Genomic DNA, 20,082 nt, shown 5'->3' on the forward strand with positions numbered 1-20,082 from the left:
GATCACGCTCGATGGTTCGCGGCCCCGGCCCGGTCGCCTCCTTGATTTCGCGGTCCGTCACCACGTCCCCTCCCCGGCGGGCGAAGGCATTCCGGCAGCAGTCACCCCGGCAGCGGGGACACACCTCGCGTGCCCGGCTCCGCGCCCGGCTCCTCCTCCCCGGACGGGAGGCCGCCTCGTGCCTCCGGCACCCGCCCGTGGTTCTCACCGGCCCCGGACGGATTCCCAGCCCCGGACGGATCCCCGGCCCCGGACGGATCCCCGGCCCCGGGCGGGATCCCGGATCCGGCACCGACTCCCTTCGAGGGACGCGGAACTGACGTGGCCTCACCCGACGCCGTACCGCCGGAGCGCGGTGCCATGAGCGGAACCTCGGGACCGCTGGCCTGGCGAAGCCAGTGGCGCAGTACGCCGTGGATCGCCTCGGCCCCGTACAGCTCCTCGCCGTCCGCCACCGGTGGGCTCAGCTCGGCGGGCCACAGCAGGAAGGCCCGGTTCTGGCTGCCGCCGAGGCCGCCGTGGGAGCCGATCTGCTCCTCGAAGGCGTACACCTCACCGGACTTGGGGTCGTACGCGGAGTTGACCATGATGTCGGCCGTGTGCGGGAAGTCGGCCGTACGGCGCACCGCGTCCTCCGCACCGGGCCCGAACCGGGCCAGGGGGTTCTCCGCCGGAGCGCCGCCGCCCGACGCCAACTCGGTCGTATCGAGGCGCAGTTCGGCACCGCCCGCGCCCAGCACCACCGGCCCGTGTTCCTCGCTGTGCACCAGCAGGAAGCCGATGCCCGGGTGCTCGGCCAGCGTGCGCAGCAGCGCCGGATGGCGGGCGTCGATCGCCTCCCGGCTCGCCCGGCCCGGGATGCGCGGGAACGAGACGAGCCCGAGGTTGCCGGAGGCGAGGACGACCGGGTCGCTCGCCCGCGCCCGCCGCGACCGCTGCTCGCCGTGGTCCTTCTCCGGCCGGCCCAGCGCCGCCCGCGCGGCCGCCCGTGCCTCCGCGCCGCTCGCCGAGCGCCCGGCCCGCCGCGGGACGGCGAGCCCGCACCCGGCGCGTACGAGGTCCTGGAGGGCCAGTCCGTAGGTGCCGGCGAACGTGGGTCCGGGGCTCTGCCCGTGATCGGAGAGGAGCACGATCCTGTACTCGCGCGGCGCGTGCTCGGCGACCTTGGCGAGCAGCGCGATGCTGCGGTCCAGCCGGGCGAGGACCTGTTCGGCGTCGCGGCTGCGCGGGCCCGAGTGGTGGGCCACCTCGTCGTAGCCGACCAGGTCCGCGTAGACCGCCGTACGACCCGCCAGCATGTCGCCGATGACGGCCGCCACGACCACGTCCCGTTCGACGACCGTCGCGAACGCCCGGATGAAGGGGTACAGGCCGCCCCGCCGGACCCGCGGCTCCTCGCGCCGCAGCCGCGCCCGCGTGGACTGGCCGACCTCGCGGCAGACCTCGGCGGCATAGGAGAGGACGGTACGGGTCGCATTGGCGGGATCGGAGAAGTACGCGTAGTAGCCGGAGCGGGAGCGGTGGCCGCGTCCGCGACGGGCCGCCACCGACAGCACGAGCGCGAGCTGGTCGGCCCCGCCGCCGAACAGATTGCCGCGGCTCGCCCCGTCGACCGTGAGCAGCCCGCCGTCGCGGGTGCGCGCGACGGCCCGCCGCTGGAGTTCGGCGACACTCGTCGGGCGGCTGCAGACCATGACCTCGCCGGTCTCCTTCTCGTACCAGCGGAAGGCGGGCACGTCGTAGGCGGTGCCGTGGAGGATGCCGAGTTGGCTGGCGCCGGTCTGGCTCGACCAGCCGGTGCGCCAGGGGGTCAGCCGGTGGCTGCCGTGCGCATACCAGGACGCAACCGTCTCCATGACCGGCGGCCCGGGCTTTCCGGCCGGACCCTGGGGCGGGCGTTCGCGTACCGCGTCGGCCAGGACGTCGAACCCCACCCCGTCGAGCTGGAGGAAGACCGTGCCGGGAGTCGCCGACCGGGCGCGGCGGTCGATGCCGCGGCGCCTGCGCCGGTCGGCGAGCCGGTACAGCCGCCGCCGGTAGGCGCCGTCGTCGCGGACGGCGAGCGCCGTGCTCGTCGCCGAGGCGACCGCCGACATCACCGCCGCGACCACCACCGCCGTCTCCGGCGTGAGCTCGCCCCGTTCCTCGGGGACCAGCCGCAGCGCGACCAGCAGCACGGACCCGTTGAGGAAGAACACCAGCAGCCCGAGGACGAAGGCGGGCACCAGCAGCAGGGCGCGTACGAGCGCGGGCCACACCAGTGCGCTGAGCAGACCGAAGGCACCGGCACCGAGGGCCGCGGTGACGGCGATCCGCGTGGCGCTGTCGCCGTCCGCCGACTGGAGCCGGAAGTCGGGAAGGACGCCGGCGAGGGCGAGCATCGTCAGGGTGCTCGCCCCCCAGACGATCAGCACCCGCAGGACGGCACCGCCCAGCGCCCGCCACTTGCCCATGACCACGGCGTCCCACCTCGTCGGCTCGCCCGCGCCACCGCGGGCCCGCTCTCCAGCGTGGCACAACGGGACGCGCGCCAGGGCGGGATGCCGGGCGGGCAGGTGCCGGGCAGGGCCCGCGGGGACGAGGCGCGGCCCGGCGCGGGCGAGGCGGAGGTGGTGCGTCCCTGGGTGCCCTGGGGACGGGACCGCCGGGCGTCAGGCGTGGTAGAGCGCCTCGACCTCGGCCTCGTACGCCTTCTCGATCGCCCGGCGCTTCAGCTTCAGCGAGGGCGTCAGCAGCCCGTGCTCCTCGGAGAACTGCCCGGCCAGGATGCGGAAGGTGCGGATCGACTCGGCCTGCGAGACGAGGGTGTTCGCGGCGACGACGGCACGCCGGATCTCCGTCTCCAGATCCGGGTCCCGCACCAGGTCCGCGGCCTTCAGTCGGGGCTTGCCCCGCATCGCCAGCCAGTGCTCCACGGAGTCCGGGTCGAGCGTCACGAGCGCGGCGATGTACGGCCGGTCGTTGCCGACCACGATGCACTGGCCGACCAGCGGATGGGCCCGGACCCGCTCCTCCAGAGGGATGGGCGACACGCTCTTGCCGCCCGAGGTCACCAGGATCTCCTTCTTCCGCCCGGTGATGGTGAGGTAGCCGTCCTCGTCCAGCGCGCCGAGGTCACCGGTGGCCAGCCAGCCGTCCCGCAGGACCGCCTCGGTCGCCTTGGGGTCGTTGAGGTACCCGGAGAAGACCTGGCCGCCGTGGATCCACACCTCGCCGTCGTCCGCGATGTGCACGGTGGTGCCCGGGATGGGCTGGCCCACGGTGCCGTAACGGGTGCGGCGGGGCGGGTTGGCGGTGGCGGCGGCGGTGGACTCGGTGAGCCCGTAGCCCTCGTAGACGGTCACACCCGCACCCGCGAAGAACAGCCCGAGCTGCCGGTCCATCGCCGAGCCGCCCGACATCGCCGTACGGATCCGGCCGCCCATCGCCTCGCGCACCTTGCCGTACACGAGCTTCTCGAAGATGCCGTGCTGCACGCGCAGGCCGGCGCTGGGTCCGTGCCCGGTGCCGAAGTCGCGGTTCTCCTGCGCCTCCGCGTACCGCATGGAGACATCGACGGCCTTGTCGAACGGCCCGACCTTGCCCTCGGCCTCCGCCTTGCGCCGTGCGGCGTTGAAGACCTTCTCGAAGACGTACGGCACGGCCAGGATGAAGGTCGGCTTGAAGGCGGCGAGATCCGGGAGAAGCTCGGTGGCGCTGAGGTTCGGCTGGTGGCCCAGCTTCACCCCACCGCGTATCGCCGTCACCTGCACCATCCGGCCGAAGACATGGGCCAGGGGCAGGAAGAGGAGGGTGGACGCCTCGTCGCCGGGCTTGGAGTGGAACACCGGCTCCCAGCGCTCGACGAGGGTGTCGCACTCGAACATGAAGTTCGCGTGCGTGATCACACAGCCCTTGGGGCGGCCGGTCGTGCCGGAGGTGTAGATGATCGTGGCGGTGGAGTCCGGAGTCACGGCGAGCCGGTGCCGGTGGACCGTCTCGTCGTCGATGTGGGCGCCGGCGGCCTTCAGTTCGTCCACGGCGTCCGCGTCGAGCTGCCACAGCCTGCGGAGCTGGGGCAGCCGGTCTATCACCGAGCCGATCGTCATGGCGTGGTCCTCCTGCTCGACCAGCACCGAGGAGACACCCGCGTCGTGCAGCATCCAGAAGGCCTGCTCGGCGGACGAGGTCGGATAGACCGGGACGGACTGGGCGCCGATGGTCCAGAGCGCGAAGTCGAAGAGCGTCCACTCGTAGCGCGTACGGCACATGATGGCCACACGGTCGTTGAACCGGACGCCCTGGGCGAGCAGGCCCTTGGCCATGGCGAGAACATCGTCGCGGAACTCGCCCGCCGTCACGTCCTGCCAGACGCCGTCGACCTTACGGCCGAGAGCCACCCGGTCGGGATCCTCTGCGGCATGGTCGAAAACGGCATCGGCCAGACCTCCGGTCCGGTCGGCCGCCACCACGGGAGGGGACATGAACTCACGCAATAGCTGCTCCTCAGCGTGCTTCGCACAGCGCGGCGACCGTACCTGATGAATCCCCTGGAAGGGAGACCTGATTCACACCCGGGATTCGGTACAAAACGGCTGGTCAGGAGCTGATCTGCGGTCCATGCAGGGGGATTGGGCGCTCCGCCTGACTCGTGAGTAAGGTCCGTGGCCGGAAATCTCCACTGAATCCGCGCTCAGTAATCACCTGCGCATTACAGCCAACGGCGCTTTCCGGCCGTTCGCGGCAAGGGACTTCGGATTCCGCTTTCGTCCGGGTCCGTCCCTCTCGGGGGACCGCGGGACAGGGTGGACTGCTGCCACTTCCCCAGACGACGGCGACGCGTGCCGGGTTGCCTCCGCGGTCGGGTCTTTTCCGCCACGGCCACTGCGCCCTGCTCCGGGCCTGGCGTGTTCATGCCCCCGATGCGCACCGTCACGCCGGTGCCATCCCGTACGGCGGGGGTCGCCGGTCGGCCGCGTCGGGGCAGCGCCACCCCGTGGGCCCCTGCCCGGGCCGGGAGCCGGTCCGGTCCGGGCAGAGGCCGTTACGCGGGTGAACGCACAGGTGAAGGCCGGGGGCCGGTTCATGATCCGCCGGTCATGATCCGCCGTTCACGAACCACCTGTCACACGCCACCGTCCACGAACAACTGGTCACGAACCACCGGTCCGGCGGTCGAGCGGCAGCCGGAGGACCGTTGCCCCCGGGACCTGCGCGTTGGACTCGCGGACGCGCGCGAGTTCCTCGTCGGACAGCGCCCGGCCGTAGACCCGGATCTCGTCCAGCGATCCGGTCAACCAGCCCCGGCTGTCGGCCTTCTGGCCCACGTGCACGCCGAAGGTCGAGCCCCGGCTCACCGTGCCCGGCACGTCCGGGGCGGCCGCCTCCGCCCCGTCCACGGTCAGCCGGAGCTGTCCGCCCGAGCGGCGCAGGGCCACGTGGTGCCACTGTCCGTCGTTGTACGGCCGGGTGGTCCGTACGGATGCGGTCGCGGCCGGCGCGTTGCGCTGCACCGTGGTGATGAGGGCGGTCACCCGGCCCCGGTCGGGCTCCCCGCGCAGCCACACCTGCGGGCTCCTGCTCCCGACCCCGCCCATCCACAGGAACGGCTGGTCGCCGGAGACCGCGCTGTAGCGGAACCACAGACTCGCGGTGAAGTCCCGTGTGCCGAGCGGCAGCGCGTTCCGGAACGGCAGCCGGACGGCGTCGTCCCTGCCGTCGAAGGACAGGGCCTTCCCGAAGCGGCCGTCCGTCACCGGCGCCCCGCCGAGGACCGACGCGCCACGGGCGAACGGCGCCAGGTCCGGCGTCGTCGGATCGGGCCCGCGCCGCGGTCCGAGCCAGTCCTCGGTGAACCGCGCGAAGCGGATCTCGTCGCGCGCGTCGACGGCCCCTCCCTCGTACATCAGCCCCACCTCGCGGTCCGAGAGGGCGACCATGTCGGAGTAGCCGGACCAGTCGGTGGTCACGGTCGCGCCGCGGTCCAAGCCCTCCCAGGTGCGGCCGTCGTCGTACGAGGAACGGACCGTCATCGTGCGCCGTCGGTCGGGGTCGGCCGGCGCCGCGAACAGCAGCCGCCCGCGCCCCTCGTGCTCGCCGGGCATGCGCAGGACGGAGGCCTGCACCATGGGGGAGTAGAGGTCGGGGGCGGCACGGAAGGGGGCCGCGAAGCTGTCCCCGGCGTCCCGGCTGACCGCGGACGTGCGATGGCCGAGGTCGGTGCCGTCCTGCTCGCGCCCGTTGACGTAGATCGAGCCGTCGGTCCGCTCCACCAGGGTCATCTCGGACGGCTTCTGGCGGAACAGCCCGTCAGGCGCTATCGGCCAGCTGTCCACCGCGCCGACGCGCCAGTTCCGGCCGCCGTCGTCGCTGTGCACCAGGGCCGCGTGGTTGGCGGTGACCCGGGTCCCGTCGTGCGTCTCGGTGTTGACGCCGAACACCAGCCGCCCGGCGTGCCGCCCGCGGGTGAGCTGGATCCCGTGCACGGGCCCGGTGGCGTACCAGGAGTTCCAGTCGGGGCGGCGGATGGCGTCGGTCAGGTCCTGGGGCCGCGACCAGTTCGCCCCGTCGTCGTCGCTGTACTGCAGGTGCGGTGTCCTGTCGCACGGTGCCTCGCAGGGCAGCGAGTCGTCGCGGCCCTTGTTGTACGTGGTGGCCAGCACGATGCGGCCGGTCCGCCGGTCCACGATCGGGGCGGGGTTGCCGTGGGTGTCGCCCCGGCCCTCGTCGATCACCTGGAGCGGCCCCCAGGTGCGGCCGCCGTCGGTGGAGCGTTTGAGGACCAGGTCGATGTCCCCGGCATCGCCGCAGTTGTCGACCCGTCCCTCGGCGAAGGCCAGGAGGGTGCCGGCTCGTGACTTCACGACGGCGGGGATGCGGAAGCAGGCGTAGCCGGGGTCCTGCTCCGCCTTGAACAGCACCTGTTGCTCGATGCCGCTACGGGCCGCGGCCGGGGACTGCTCCGCGGCCGCGGCCCGTACGGTGACGGCCGGTGCGACGAGCACCGAGACGAGGAGTAACGCCGCGAGGCGGCGCCCAGGGGGGCCGGTGTGTGCACGGACAGGGAGAACTGACGGCATGACACATCCCTTCAGCCGAAGGTCCGGACATCCCACGTCCCATGTCCGGGCGTCGAAGGTAGGTGCCAGGGAAGGCTTCCCACAAGGCATCTGCACGACTCGGCCGGCGGCGGATCCGTCCCGCTTCCGTACGGATCCGCATCTGTCGGTCTCGTGGGCCATCTCGCCCTCCTGAGGGGGGAGTTGGGGCTGCGCGGCGAGGTGCGGGGCCGCGGACCGCGCCCTCCATGCCTGTCACCTTCGCCGCGGCGGTACGCCGTTCCCCCGCCGGAATCGCCCCACCGCCTGAACGGAGGCCACCAACCGGCCGAACGGGCGAGGCGCGATCCTCCGGGGCGGATGCGGCCGTCACGGCGAGTGCGGGAGGAGGCAATGTGCTGCCGAGGGCCGGTTCTCTCTGATCGAAATGAGCCAACTCACCGTCATACTGAAGAAGTTGACGGTGCACCACGTCCGGTCCCGGTGGGACATCGGCAGGCGGAACCGCTCCGGAACCACTCCGCCTCGCGACCGCCCGGCTCAGACCGCTCAGACCCCGCTCAGATCCGCGAAAGGACCCCATGGACACCGCGAACCGCAGCTCGGTACCGGCCTGCCCGCTCGGCCACGACCAGCACGCCGACAACGTACGGCTTCGCGAGGCGGGAGCGGCGGCCCCGGTGGAGTTGCCCGGTGACGTGCCCGCCTGGGCGCTGGTCCGTCATGACGCGCTCCAGGCAGCCCTCTCCGACCCCCGGTTCGCCAAGTCCCACGAGCACTGGGCGGCGCTCGCCGAGGGCGGAGTGCCCGCGGGCTGGCCTCTGATGACCTTCATCGTCAACAAGGGCATGACGACGGCCGACGGCGAGGAGCACCGGCGGCTGCGCGCCCTGGTCACCCAGGCCTTCACCCCGCGCCGGGTGGCCGCGCTGCGCCCGCGGGTCGAGCAGCTCACCGAGGACCTGCTCGACGCGCTCACCGCCGACCCCGGACCGGTCGACCTGCGGGCCCGCTACGCCTACCCGCTCCCCATGAACGTCATATCCGAGCTGCTCGGCGTCCCCGAGGACCGGCGGGACGAGCTCCACCGGCTGTGCGAGATCCTCGTCAGCACGGAGACCGCACCGGACGAAGCGGTCGCGAACGTCCGCGCCCTCCACGGTGCGCTCGCGGAGATCATCGAGGGCAAGAGGCGGGCCCCCGGCGACGACCTCACCTCCGCGCTGATCGCGGCCCGCGAGGAGGGGGACCGCCTCAGCGAGGAGGAACTCGTCGGCACCCTGCTGCTGATGTTCCTGGCCGGGCACGCCACCACGCTCAACCTCATCTGCAACGCCGTCGGCGCCCTGCTCACCCACCCCGCGCAACGCGCCCTCGTGACGTCGGGCCGTATGCCGTGGAGTGCGGTCGTCGAGGAGACCCTGCGCTGGGACAGCCCCGTCGGCCAGTTCCCGATGCGCTACGCGACGGAGGACCTGGACGTGGAGGGCACGGTCATCCGCAAGGGCGAGCCGGTCCTCGCGTCGTACGCCGCCGCCGGGCGGGACCCGCGCAAGTACGGCCCCGACGCGGGGAGCTTCGACATCGCCCGGGGCGTCAGCCGGCATCTGTCCTTCGGATACGGGACGCACTTCTGCCTGGGTGCGGGGCTGGCCCGCATGGAGGCAGAGACGGCGCTCTCCCGGCTCTTCGCGCGCTTCCCCGGCATCAGGCTCGCGGTGGAGCCGGGAGCACTGGAAAGGCTGCCGTCCGTTGTCTCGAACGGCATACGGGCCCTGCCGGTGACGCTCCGCTGAGGGGCCCCGCCGGCTCCCGCTGAGGTGCGGGTGTGCGTGGGTCGCACGGGGCGCGCGTGCAGCTTTTCCGGGGGCGATGTGGTGTCCGTACAAGGGGCGGCGGGGACCGGCCCGCGCAGGGGGCGCTCCCCGCCGGCCGGTCCGCCGACCCGTGCAGCAGGCGGCGGGCGACTCAAGTCCCGGCGGCCGCGGTCCGCAGGGCCACGCGCTCCTCACCCGCGTACACGTTCATGGAGCTGCCGCGCAGGAATCCCACCAGCGTCAGCCCGGTCTCGGCCGCCAGGTCCACGGCCAGCGACGACGGCGCCGAGACGGCCGCGAGCACCGGGATGCCCGCCATCACCGCCTTCTGCGCCAGCTCGAACGACGCCCGCCCCGACACCAGAAGGATCGAGCGGGACAGCGGCAGCGAGCCGGACTGCAACGCCCGGCCGATCAGCTTGTCCACGGCGTTGTGGCGGCCGACGTCCTCCCGTAGGTCCAGCAGCTCGCCCTCCGCCGAGAACAGGCCCGCCGCGTGCAGGCCCCCGGTCCGGTCGAAGACCCGTTGCGCCGCCCGTAGACGGTCGGGGAGGGCGGACAGCAGAGCGGGCTCGACCCGGACCGGGGGAGTGTCGGATATCGGCCAGCGGGCCGTGGTCCGTACGGCGTCCAGGCTGGCCTTGCCGCACAGCCCGCACGACGACGTGGTGTAGACGTTCCGCTCCAGGGTGATATCGGGGACGGGGACACCGGGCGCGAGCTGTACGTCCACCACGTTGTACGTGTTGCTCCCCTCGGAGGTGGCGCCCGCGCAGTACACGATGTTCGCCAGCTCCTCCGCGCTGCCGAGAACGCCCTCGCTCACCAGGAATCCGGCGGCGAGCGGGAAGTCGTCGCCCGGCGTGCGCATGGTGATCGCCAGCGGTCTGCCGTTGAGCCGGATCTCCAGCGGCTCCTCGGCGACGAGCGTGTCGGGGCGTGTGCTGACGGACGCGTCGCGGATGCGCAGAACACGGCGTCGCTCGGTGACCCGTCCCATGATCAGCCTCACTCGTTTCGGTCGGCGCCGCGTACGTGCTGGTAGCCGAAGCGGCCCTTGATGCAGAGATTGCCGTGGGTCACCGGATTGTCGTGCGGTGAGGTGACCTTCACGATCGCATTGTCCTGCACGTGGAGGGTCAGATTGCAGCCCACACCGCAATACGCACAGATCGTGGTCGTCTCGGTCTGCTGGGACTCGTCCCAGGTCCCGGCCTCGCGCATGTCGAACTCGGATTTGAAGCTCAGGGCGCCCGTCGGGCACACCTCGATGCAGTTGCCGCAGTAGACGCAGGCCGAGTCGGTCAGCGGGGCGTCGTGCTCGGCGGAGATCCGGGCGTCGAAACCACGGCCGGCGACCGCGATGGCGAAGGTGTCCTGCCATTGGTCGCCGCAGGCGTCCACGCACTTGTAACAGAGGATGCACTTGTCCTAGTCGCGGACGTAGAGGTCGTTGTCGACCGTGGGCTGATGCCGTACGACACCGGGCGCCGCGAGTTCGGTGGCCGCGTGGACGACACAGCCGATGGCCCGGTGCGGCGGCAGCGTCGCGCTGACCGAGCCGCCGGGGTCGACGCTCTCGATGCGGTGGTCGCGGTGCGGGCCGGGCAGGCCGTGGAAGTACCACCAGGGGATGCCGTTCTGCGCGGCGATCACGGCGGTGTGGCCGTCGATCAGGGGATGCACCAACGGGCCGCAGGAGGCGTAGGAGTTGGCCTTGAGCCCGAGGAACACATAGTCCACCGGCCCGACTTCGGCCGGGTCGTCGGTGGCGGAGGGCCGGGCCGTGAAGTCTCCACGCGGGCTGACGACCCGCACGCCGTCCTTTCCGCATGGCCTCCAGGTGGGGCCCGCGAGCGATGAGATGGACGTCGGCGCCGGCGCGGTCGAGCGCGGCACCGGCGCCGACAACTGCGACTTTCACGAGGGCTCCGATCGGTTAGGGGACCGAGAAGGGGGGCGCAGATCCGGGGTTGAGGTAGACAGAATATTGCCTACAGTATGCCTCGGGGCGATGTGACGTGCTCCGCAGGCCGATTGCATACCCTCGGTCCCGGCCTGTGTCGTACAGTGCACGCCTCGGCGGATGGGGGGAGCGGGGTTGAGCGTCGGGCCGCGCGTGCCTCGCCCGTCGGTGAGCCCGACGTCACCACACCTGGAGCGCACATGGCCTTCCGCAGGCAAACCCTTGCCGGTATAGCCGCCTGTATCGGCGTCGCCCTGGCCGCGACCGGCTGTGGGGACTCGGAGCCGGAGGCCAAGGACGATGTGTGGGTCGTTCCCAACCCCACCTTCGAGCCCGGCTCCTCCATGGAGAAGCTGCACGAGAAGGGCAGGATCACCATCGGTGTGAAGGTCGACCAGCCCGGTGTCGGCCTGAAGGAGCCCGGTGCGGATGTGCCGGAGGGCTTCGACATCGAGATGGCGAAGATCATCGCCGGCAAGCTGGGCATCGAGCCCGAGAAGATCAAGTGGGTCGAGGCGATCCCGGAGAACCGCGAGAAGTACCTGGAGAACGGGACCGTCGACCTCATCCTGGCCACCTACTCGATCACGCCCGAGCGCCGCAAGATCGTCGGCATGGCCGGGCCGTACTACGAGACCGGGCAGCAGCTGCTGGTGCGGAACGACGACTCCAGCATCAAGGGGCCGAGCGATGTGGACGGCAAGAGAGTCTGCTCGGTCGCCGGCACCACGTCGATCCAGCGCGTGGAGGACAAGTACGGCGCGGAGCCGGTCCCGGACAAGACCTACACCGCCTGCGTGGACCAGCTCCTCGACGGGGATGTCGACGCGGTCACCACGGACGGCGCGCTCCTCCTCGGCTATGCCGCCGAGAAGCCCGACGATCTGAAGGTCGTCGGCGATCCCTTCAGCACGGAGCGGTACGGCGTGGGCTACCGCAAGGGCGACACCGAGATGTGCGAGTTCCTCAACAAGACGCTGAATCGTTCCTACAGGGACAGCACCTGGGTCGACGCGCTGTCGAAGACGCTCTGGACGACCACGGGCGCGGTGCCGTACCCGGACCTGGACCCCTGCCCCGGGGCCGAGAACTCCTGACCGTCAGGCGTCCCCGGCCATCCCGTCCGCGCCCCGCGGAGCGCGGACGGAGGGGCCGTTCAGGACCGGGGGCCGCGGGCGCCCGGCTCGTACCACATCGGCCACATCGGCGGGCCGTCGGGAAGCCGGACCATCCGGTCGGTGACGGCGAATCCGAGACGTTCGTAGAGCGCCTTGCTCCGTGCGTTGCTCGCCTCCAGATACGCGGGGGTCCCCTCGCGGTCGCAGCGGTCGAGCACCGGGGTCAGCAGGGCGCTGCCGAGGCCCTCGCCGTGCCGGGCGGGCGTCACGGCGATCAGTGGCAGATAGTGGTGCGCCCGGTGGTGCGGGTGCGCTTCCGAGGTGAGCTGCCCGACGACGCCGGTGCGCTCGTTGCCCGGGTCGGCCGCCTCGAACCGGGCGGCCATCTCGTCGTCCTCGTCCTGCTCCTCCTGGCCGGACCCGGCCGGGACGGGCAGCCAGAGCGCCGCGGCCGTCAGGTCGTCGGTGACGTCGACCCAGCCGTTGTGCAGGGCGGCGTCCAGGAAGACGCCGAAGAAGCGGGGCTGGACGTCGTGCCGGTGCGCCGGGTCCGGGAACACCCACCGGCTGACCGGATCCTCCATGAACGCGTCGCTCAGCAGACGGCTGACCGCGTCCCGTTCCTCCCCCTGCGCGCGCCGGATCCGCGGCGTGACGCCGGCAGACTGGTTCACGAGCAAAACCCCCTCAATGGTCGAATACCCGTGCCCGGTATATCAGTTGGGCACACGGGCGGGGTATGCCGGGATCGGCGACGCGGGGGAGAGGCGGCCCGCGCGGGCGATGCGCGGGACCGGGATGTGCGGGACCGGGATGTGCGGGACCGGGATGTGCGGGACCGGGGTCTCGGGGACGTACGAGAGAGATGTGCGGCACACATGGCCTCTGCACTGTGTGCAGAGCTCCCTACTCGGTAGACTGTAGACGATAACCAATCCGGCCCCGCCGAGCCCTCAGGGAGACCTCGATGCTGTCCGCAGGACTTCCGCAAGGAGCTGTGCCCAAGCTCGAACGTCCGGGTCCGCTCCGCGAGCGGGTCTACGAAACGCTGCTGGAACTGATCACCACCCGCTCGCTCCAGCCCGGCCAGCATCTGGTCGAGAGCGAGCTCGCCGGCCACCTCGGGGTCTCCCGGCAGCCGGTGCGCGAGGCGCTGCAGCGGCTCAATACCGAGGGGTGGGTCGATCTGCGGCCCGCACAGGGGGCATTCGTCCACGAGCCCACCGAGGAGGAGGCCGAGCAACTCCTCACCGTACGGACGCTGCTGGAGGCCGAGGCGGCCCGCCTCGCGGCCGCGAACGCCACCTCCAAGGGCATCGCGCGGCTGGAGAAGCTGTGCGCGCAGGGCGAGGAGGCCGTGGAGCGGGATCTGATCGACGTCGTCGTCGACACCAACGCCGCCTTCCATGCCGCGGTGATGGAGCTGGCGGCGAACGCGGTGCTGGCGGAGCTCGCCGCACGGGTCGGCCGTCGCGTCCGCTGGTACTTCACGCCCGTCGCCCGGCAGCGCGGCAAGCAGTCCTGGATCGAGCACCGCGATCTGATCGCGGCGATCGCGGACCGGGACGAGCAGCGGGCCACGCAGATCATGCGCGAGCACACCGAGCACACCCGGACCTCGTACCACGAGCGCAACTCCGGCTGACGGCAGGCCTGTTGGGCGTAGCGGGAGGGCGCTGCCGGAGGCGTGCCACTTGCGCAGGCGCGCCACTGCCGGAGGCGCGCCATGCCCGCGGGGCCCGTCCGCGCCGCGGGGGACACTTGCCGTACCGCGCACAACGGCCGGCTCCGGACCCCGCGAGGCGGGCCCGGACCCGGACCGGTGCGTGATGTTGATGTCCGCCGCCGTCAGAGGGCTTCGGCCTCCCGGCTGATCGGCTGCCCGAGGGCAGGACAATGGGACATGCAGGAGCCATCGTCCGGGCTCCTCCGGCGCGGCGCAGGCCAAGAAGGAGGCTCTGGAGACGGCCGGGATCCCGGTCGGCCGGGCCCCTTCCGAGGCGGCCGCACTCGTCCGTGACCGGATCGCGGCGCTGAGTGACCTCACTCATAGTTGACGTGGACTCCGTTCACGGATCCCCGACCAGTCACTACCGTCCGGTAGACCATTACCGGCGGGTAGGTGGGGCAGTGCAGCACCACCCGTCCGCCGTAGGACCGCCCGTCCGTGCAACGAGAGCGGAGACACCCGAAATGGCATCCACCCTCACCCTCAAGCCCGGAACCGCCTGGTCCGACGCATGGCAGCGCTGCGTCGCCCTCGCCCCCGAGGCCTTCCGGGAGGACCGCGTCCTCAACCTCTGGGCCGGAAACTGGCAGGCCGACGGCCACCCGCTGCCCGCATCGAGCCCCGTCGACGGCAGCCCCATCGCGGGACCGCCCCGGCTCGACTCCGGCATCGCCCGGGAGGCCGTACGCGCATCACTGGACCAGCACCGCGGCTGGCGGCACGTCCCGCTGGCCGAACGCAAGGCCCGTATCGCCGCCGCCCTCGACGCCCTCACCGAGCACCGTGAGCTGCTGGCCCTGCTGCTCGTCTGGGAGATCGGCAAGCCCTGGAGGCTTGCCCAGGCGGACGTGGACCGGGCGATCGACGGCGTGCGCTGGTACGTCGACGGCATCGACGACATGCTCGGCGACCGCACCCCGCTGGAGGGCCCGGTCAGCAACATCGCGAGCTGGAACTACCCGATGAGCGTGCTCGTCCACGCCATGCTCGTCCAGGCCCTCGCCGGGGACGCGGTCATCGCCAAGACCCCCACCGACGGCGGACTCGCCTGCCTCACCCTCGCCTGCGCTCTGATGCACCGCGAAGGCGTCCCGGTCACGCTGGTCAGCGGCAGCGGGGGCGAGCTGTCCGAGGCCCTGGTGCGCTCGCCGGAGATCGGCTGCGTGTCCTTCGTGGGCGGCCGGGACACCGGCGGCCGCGTGGCCTCCGACGTCGCGGACCTCGGCAAGCGCCACATCCTGGAGCAGGAGGGGCTGAACTGCTGGGGCATCTGGGAGTTCAGCGACTGGGACAAGCTCTCGGCCGTCATTCCCAAGCTCTTCGACTACGGCAAGCAGCGCTGCACCGCCTACCCCCGCTTCGTCGTCCAGCGCTCCCTCTTCGACGAGTTCCTCGCCGCCTACCTGCCGGCCGCGAGGCGGGTGCGGCTCGGCCACCCGCTCGCGGTGGAATCGCCCGAAGACCCGCTGCCCGAGCTGGACTTCGGCCCGCTCATCAACGCCGCCAAGGCCAAGGAGCTGAACGACCAGGTTGCCGAGGCGATCGACCGGGGCGCGGTACCGCTGCACCGAGGCAGCCTCGACGACGGGCACTTCCTTTCCGGCCAGGACACCTCGGCCTACGTCCCGCCCGTCACGCTGCTGAATCCGCCGCCCAGTTCGCCGCTGCACCACGCCGAGCCGTTCGGCCCGGTCGACACGATCGTGCTCGTCGACACCGAGGCCGAGCTGCTGGCCGCGATGAACGCCAGCAACGGCGCGCTGGTCGCCACCCTGTCCTGCGACAACGACACGACCGCCGAGCGGATCGCCTCCGAGGTGCGGGCGTTCAAGGTCGGGCTGGGCAAGCCGCGTTCGCGCGGGGACAAGGACGAGCTGTTCGGCGGGTTCGGCGCCTCCTGGCGCGGAGCCTTCGTCGGCGGCGAGCTGCTCGTCCGGGCCGTGACCCAGGGCCCGGACGGCGAGCGCCCGCCGGGGAACTTCCCCGACTACCACCTGATGCCGTAGGGGCGCCTCTTCGGGTGAGCGCGGGGCCCGGCCGTACGACAGGCCGGGCCGCGCCGCTCGTACGACAGGCCGGGCCGCGCCGCTCGTACGACAGGCCGGGCCGCGCCGCTCGTACGACGGGAACGTCCCGCCGCGTGGACCTTCAGCCGATGCCCTGGCGGTCGGGGCGCGCGGAGAAGTCGCGCTCGGCGGGATCGGGCACCGCCCGCTCCAGGCCCCGCTCCAGCACCTCGCGCTGACGCAGCAGCGGCTCCCGGCGGGGCGCCGGGGCGAGCAGCATCAGATCGTCGAGCGCCGCGACGATGCGCCGCGTCACCTGCGGCGCCGCGATACCCGCCCGGCGGATCTCCACCAGCCCCAGGTCCACCAGGTCCGCCCAGCCGGGCAGCGGCTGCACCAGCCGCAACTCCCCGTTCGCGTCCCGGTGGTGCACCTCGCCCAGCGCCCGGCCCGCGAGCGCCGCCAGGAGCTGATGGATGCGGTCCAACGCCTGTACGGCCGTGGTCGGATCGTTGACGGCGGGGGAGAGGGCGCGCAGCGCGATGTCCGAGAGCTGGCGCAGCCCGAACCCGAGATCCTGGTGGAACGTGCGCTCGGGACCCACGTGGAACGCGAACCGCAGCCGCCTCCGGCCGGTCGGCAGCTCCCCGCCGTGCACCGTGCACACGGGCGTCCCCGGCACGATGAAGTCACCGATCCGCGGCTCCAGTCGCAGCACCGTGCCGTGCCGGCGGGCGATCCGGGTGAGCTGCGGGACATCGATGCTGCGCAGCACTCCCGCAGGCCCGGCGTACGTGATGCGCCCCGTCTCGGGCGGAAGGTCGACGCGCTCCTCGGACACCGCGAGCCGCGCATGCCGGTCGAGGACCTTCACCGACTCGCGGGCGACCCGGTCGATCACGTAGGTCACGCGCAGCAGCCGCAGCGTGGTGTGCACATACGCGATGAACAGCAGCAGGCTGACCATGACGAGGCACACCCCGACGAGGCTGGAGATCACCGGCACCGAGCGGACGGTCCCCGGGTCCTGGTCGCCCTGCCGCCCGGACTGTGCCAGCAGGGCGAAGACGAACGTGGCCAGGAAGACCGCGAACGTCGTCTTGACGATGCGGCCCCGCACGTACAGCCGCAGCACGCGCGGGGTGAACTGGCTGGACGCCATCTGCACGGCTACCAGCGAGATGCTGAAGACCACGCCGATGAAGGTCAGCATCGACGAGCCCACGGTGTCGAGCAGAGCCCGCGCGTCGTCCGAGACATTGATCAGGTCTTCGATCGCCCCGGTCTCGCCCGCCTCCCGCAACCGGCTCACCAGGAACTCGTCGGCGGACGTCGTCAGCACCGCCAGCACAACCGCGCCGAGCAGCCCCACCACCGGTGCGAACCAGAACGCGTCGCGCAGCCGCTCACGCAGCGGCGAGAGCGGCCGCGGCCGTCGGCTGCGCCAGGATCCACCACCGGTCACCATGTGTGTCACGGCGCTCACTCTAGGTGGATAGTCGGCCGTGGATACGCAGGTGAAAGGCACGTCGAACCCCTGGTATCGTGGTCCATGTCGCCGCGGGAGACCGCGGTTCACCTCGTCCGGGTGGCGGAATGGCAGACGCGCTAGCTTGAGGTGCTAGTGCCCTTTATCGGGCGTGGGGGTTCAAGTCCCCCCTCGGACACCACACGTACGACGGCAACGGGCTTCGCCCGGGACGGATGTCCCGGCGGGGCCCGTTTCGCATGTCCGCGCAACGGCCGGGGCCGCCGCCTCGGGGGCGTGGGGCTGCAGCGGCCCGGTGATGCGGGCCGAAGGTCCCGGACCGGGGGCATACCGGCCCATCGCGCATCGCTCGCCCCCGGGCGGACGGTTCTCCCAGAGGCACCGCCAGGTGCTGCGCTCCCGCGGAAGGCGGTGGGGACGATGGAGTCTCCCCTGGTTGTCGGCGTCGACGGATCGGAGTCCAGCCTTCAGGCCGTGGACTGGGCGACCGACGAGGCAGCCGCCCGCGGCGCACCGCTGCGTCTCCTTCAGGCCTCCCTCTGGGAGCAGTACGAAGGGCGGCGCCCGCATGTCTTCGCCGGACGGCCCGCGGAGAAGGTCATGGCCGAGCACATCGTCGCCTCCTGCGCCGAGCGCGTACGGCTGCGCAACCCGGACGTGAAGGTGTCGGGGGAGGTCGTGCCCGACGACGCCGTGACAGCGCTGCTGCGGGAGGGGAGAGAGGCGTTCGCCCTCGTCACCGGCTCACTGGGGCGCGGGGGGCTCGCCGGACGGCTGCTGGGGTCGGTGGGCCTCGCGGTGGCGGCCCGCGCCGCGTGCCCGGTGATCGTGGTCAGGGGAGGGGAGCGCAACCGTACGGGAGTCTTCGGCCGCGTCGTTCTCGGTGTGGACGAGCAGAACGAGAGTGCCGCGGCCATCCGGTTCGCCTTCGCCGAGGCAGAGGTCCGCGGGTGCCCGCTGCACGCGGTACGGGCCTGGCGGTGCCCGGTGTTCGAGAGTGAGGACGGGGCCCGTGACTCGGCGCGTGAACACCGTGAACGGGCCTCGATGTTCCTCTCCAAGACGCTGAACCGGGCGATGCCGGACGGCCATGGCGTCCAGGTCCGGCGCCAGGCGGTGGAAGGCCCCGCGCACCGGATCCTCCTGGAGAGCACCGCCGACGCGGACCTCCTGGTGGTGGGCGCGCCCCGGCGCAACGGCCGGCAGGGACTGCAGCTAGGCCGGGTGAACCACGCCCTGCTGCACCACTCCGCGTGCCCGGTCGCCGTGGTCCCCCAGACGATGTGAGGTCCGGCGGCGGATGGAGGGCCCGCGGCGGACGGGACGTCCGTCCGCGTGGTCAGGCGCCGGGCCGTGGGCGTCAGGCGCGCGCTCGCCCATGGCCCCGGTGCATGCGTGCACTGCGACTGTGCACTGCGACGCGGTGCATGTGCCGGGCCGGGACGGGCCGTACGTGTCCGGGCGAGGCCCCGCGCGTGCGGGCCGCCGTACGCGTCAGTCGTGGGGGACGACCGCCACAGGGCACGCGGCGTGGTGCAGCGCCGCATGCGCCACGTGCCCCAGGCGCGACGCGGTGTGCGGCGGGTGCACGGGCCGCCCCAGGACGAGCAGTTCGGCCATGGAGGACGCCGACAGCACGACATCCGTCGCACTGCCCATCTCCACGTGCTCGGTCACCGGGACCTCCGGGTACTTCTCCCGCCATGGGTGCACGGCCTCGGCCAGCGCCTTCCGCTCGCGGGCCTCGAGGTCGCCCTCATGGTCCGTCTCCTGCGACGTCCGCTGTCTGCGCGCGAAGAGCGGAGGCGGGGTCCAGGCCCGGACGGTCCGTACGCTCGCCCCGCGCGCCGCGGCGGCGACGAAGGCGACTCCGAGCAACTCCTCGGCCGCCGCGCCCGGATCCTTGATGCCCACGACCACCTCGCCGCCGGCCGTACCGGACCCGCCGGCCGTACCGGACCCGCCGGCCGGTCCGGCCTCCGCGGCGCCGGGTCCCGAGCCGTGCCGGACCATGACGACGGGCCCCTCGGCCCGCAGCAGAACGTGCAGGCCGAGGGAGCCGAGCAGGAAGCCGACCACGACACCGTGTCCGCGGGAGCCGAGGACCAGCATCTCCGACGATCCGCTACGGGCGAGCAGTGCGTCGAACGGCATCTCGGACACCTGCTCGGCCGTGACGGACAGCTCCGGGTACCGGTCGGTGATGTCGGCCTTCGCATCGCGCAGCAGACGCATCCCCCAGTCCTTGCGCACCTCCGGCTCCTGGGCGGAACGGGCCTCCGCCGGGGGCAGCATCCAGGCGTGCAGCAGATGCAGCGGCACGTTGCGGCGCGCGGCCTCGCCGGCCGCCCAGTCCGCGGCGGATCGTGCCTCGGCCGAGCCGTCCAGGCCGACGGTGATGGGACGCATCATGACCTCCGATTCCGTGCTGGTGCGCCACCGACGCCGCGGTGCGGTGGTGGCAGGGGACATCGTTCCCCTTGCCTTTCAGCCTCGTTCGCGCCGTGCACCGCGCCCAGAGGCCGATGGTCCCCGGGGCGCCGCCACCCGGCCCCACCACCACGGGGCTTCCGGACGGTGCCGCACCGCCCGGAAGCCGACGGCGGTGGCGCGCCGGCTCCGGTCGCGAGGGCTGTCCGTGATGCCCGGCGTACGCGCCGTCATGCCCGGCGTACGCGCGACGACAGCCGCGGCTACCACAGAGCTTCGTCCGGGAGGTGCCCCCGGCTGCTGATACCGGGTCGTCCGAAGGCGACCCGGTATCAGGGCGACCCTCCGACTCGTGACGCACCGCATCCGACAGCCGCTGATCCACCAGGGATTACGGGACTGCTCTCGGACAGCGGGAATTCGTATATCGAGCCGCATGTCCCGGCCGCTTTTGAGAAGCTGTAGCGGCTCGTGCCGAATGGCCCAACGC

General features: G+C 72.2%; 12 protein-coding genes, 1 tRNA gene and 3 pseudogenes. 7 read left to right on the forward strand and 9 right to left on the reverse strand.

Annotated features, from left to right (window positions below; translation table 11 throughout):
- Positions 1-101: 101 nt before the first annotated feature.
- The 3 genes from ACGFNH_RS14025 to ACGFNH_RS14035 all read right to left on the reverse strand — a co-directional run bounded on the left by ACGFNH_RS14025 (position 102) and on the right by ACGFNH_RS14035 (position 7,058).
- A complete protein-coding gene (locus ACGFNH_RS14025) occupies positions 102-2,453 on the reverse strand; it encodes a phage holin family protein (RefSeq protein WP_393653584.1) in 2,352 nt (783 codons plus the stop codon).
- Positions 2,454-2,651: 198 nt separating this feature from the next.
- On the reverse strand, positions 2,652-4,463 hold the full coding sequence (locus ACGFNH_RS14030) for an AMP-dependent synthetase/ligase (protein ID WP_393653326.1): 1,812 nt from the start codon (positions 4,461-4,463) through the stop codon (positions 2,652-2,654).
- A gap of 669 nt (positions 4,464-5,132) precedes the next feature.
- Entirely contained in the window at positions 5,133-7,058 is a 1,926-nt protein-coding gene (locus ACGFNH_RS14035; protein ID WP_393653327.1) for an exo-alpha-sialidase, read from the reverse strand.
- A gap of 560 nt (positions 7,059-7,618) precedes the next feature.
- On the opposite strand from ACGFNH_RS14035, the gene ACGFNH_RS14040 reads away from it, so the two are divergent.
- Positions 7,619-8,833, forward strand: a complete 1,215-nt coding sequence (locus ACGFNH_RS14040) for a cytochrome P450 (protein ID WP_393653328.1) — start codon at positions 7,619-7,621, stop codon at positions 8,831-8,833.
- A gap of 172 nt (positions 8,834-9,005) precedes the next feature.
- Here the strand turns inward: ACGFNH_RS14040 and fdhD are convergent, their stop codons facing one another.
- The 3 genes and pseudogenes from fdhD to ACGFNH_RS14055 form a co-directional block, all read right to left on the reverse strand.
- Positions 9,006-9,854 carry a formate dehydrogenase accessory sulfurtransferase FdhD gene (gene fdhD / locus ACGFNH_RS14045; protein WP_393653329.1) on the reverse strand — a complete coding sequence of 283 codons (849 nt, stop codon included), beginning with the start codon at positions 9,852-9,854 and terminating at the stop codon, positions 9,006-9,008.
- 8 nt (positions 9,855-9,862) lie between these two features.
- Positions 9,863-10,321 (reverse strand): annotated as a pseudogene (locus ACGFNH_RS14050) (4Fe-4S dicluster domain-containing protein); the annotation flags it as partial.
- 3 nt (positions 10,322-10,324) lie between these two features.
- Positions 10,325-10,778: pseudogene (locus ACGFNH_RS14055) on the reverse strand (2-dehydropantoate 2-reductase N-terminal domain-containing protein); the annotation flags it as partial.
- Positions 10,779-11,020: 242 nt separating this feature from the next.
- On the opposite strand from ACGFNH_RS14055, the gene ACGFNH_RS14060 reads away from it, so the two are divergent.
- Positions 11,021-11,917, forward strand: coding sequence for a glutamate ABC transporter substrate-binding protein (locus ACGFNH_RS14060; RefSeq protein ID WP_393653330.1), 897 nt, complete (start codon positions 11,021-11,023; stop codon positions 11,915-11,917).
- A 59-nt stretch (positions 11,918-11,976) separates the two neighbouring features.
- On the opposite strand, the gene ACGFNH_RS14065 is transcribed toward ACGFNH_RS14060, so the two are convergent.
- Complete coding sequence (locus ACGFNH_RS14065) at positions 11,977-12,522, reverse strand: GNAT family N-acetyltransferase (RefSeq protein ID WP_393653586.1); 546 nt, start codon at positions 12,520-12,522, stop codon at positions 11,977-11,979.
- A gap of 383 nt (positions 12,523-12,905) precedes the next feature.
- Here ACGFNH_RS14065 and ACGFNH_RS14070 point away from each other — a divergent pair, with 383 nt between their 5' ends.
- The 3 genes and pseudogenes from ACGFNH_RS14070 (at position 12,906) to ACGFNH_RS14080 (ending at position 15,673) form a co-directional block, all read left to right on the forward strand.
- The gene (locus ACGFNH_RS14070; RefSeq protein ID WP_393653331.1) at positions 12,906-13,583 is read left to right on the forward strand and encodes a GntR family transcriptional regulator; all 678 of its coding nucleotides are present in this window, start codon (positions 12,906-12,908) and stop codon (positions 13,581-13,583) included.
- Positions 13,584-13,819: 236 nt separating this feature from the next.
- Positions 13,820-13,995 (forward strand): annotated as a pseudogene (locus ACGFNH_RS14075) (succinate--CoA ligase subunit alpha); the annotation flags it as partial.
- A gap of 136 nt (positions 13,996-14,131) precedes the next feature.
- The gene (locus ACGFNH_RS14080; protein ID WP_393653332.1) at positions 14,132-15,673 is read left to right on the forward strand and encodes an aldehyde dehydrogenase family protein; all 1,542 of its coding nucleotides are present in this window, start codon (positions 14,132-14,134) and stop codon (positions 15,671-15,673) included.
- A gap of 142 nt (positions 15,674-15,815) precedes the next feature.
- Here the strand turns inward: ACGFNH_RS14080 and ACGFNH_RS14085 are convergent, their stop codons facing one another.
- Positions 15,816-17,141 carry a DUF2254 domain-containing protein gene (locus tag ACGFNH_RS14085; protein WP_393653588.1) on the reverse strand — a complete coding sequence of 442 codons (1,326 nt, stop codon included), beginning with the start codon at positions 17,139-17,141 and terminating at the stop codon, positions 15,816-15,818.
- Positions 17,142-17,255: 114 nt separating this feature from the next.
- On the opposite strand from ACGFNH_RS14085, the gene ACGFNH_RS14090 reads away from it, so the two are divergent.
- Together ACGFNH_RS14090 and ACGFNH_RS14095 are read left to right on the forward strand one after the other, a co-directional pair.
- Positions 17,256-17,343: transfer RNA gene (locus ACGFNH_RS14090), tRNA-Leu, on the forward strand.
- 239 nt (positions 17,344-17,582) lie between these two features.
- Positions 17,583-18,449 (forward strand): universal stress protein, encoded by an 867-nt coding sequence (locus tag ACGFNH_RS14095; RefSeq protein ID WP_393653333.1) that lies wholly within the window; start codon positions 17,583-17,585, stop codon positions 18,447-18,449.
- 207 nt (positions 18,450-18,656) lie between these two features.
- Here ACGFNH_RS14095 and ACGFNH_RS14100 read toward each other — a convergent pair whose 3' ends face one another.
- Positions 18,657-19,574 (reverse strand): universal stress protein, encoded by a 918-nt coding sequence (locus ACGFNH_RS14100; protein WP_393653334.1) that lies wholly within the window; start codon positions 19,572-19,574, stop codon positions 18,657-18,659.
- Positions 19,575-20,082 lie beyond the last annotated feature (508 nt).

This window comes from Streptomyces sp. NPDC048639 (genome assembly GCF_043199075.1).
Taxonomy (GTDB): Bacteria; Actinomycetota; Actinomycetes; order Streptomycetales; family Streptomycetaceae; genus Streptomyces.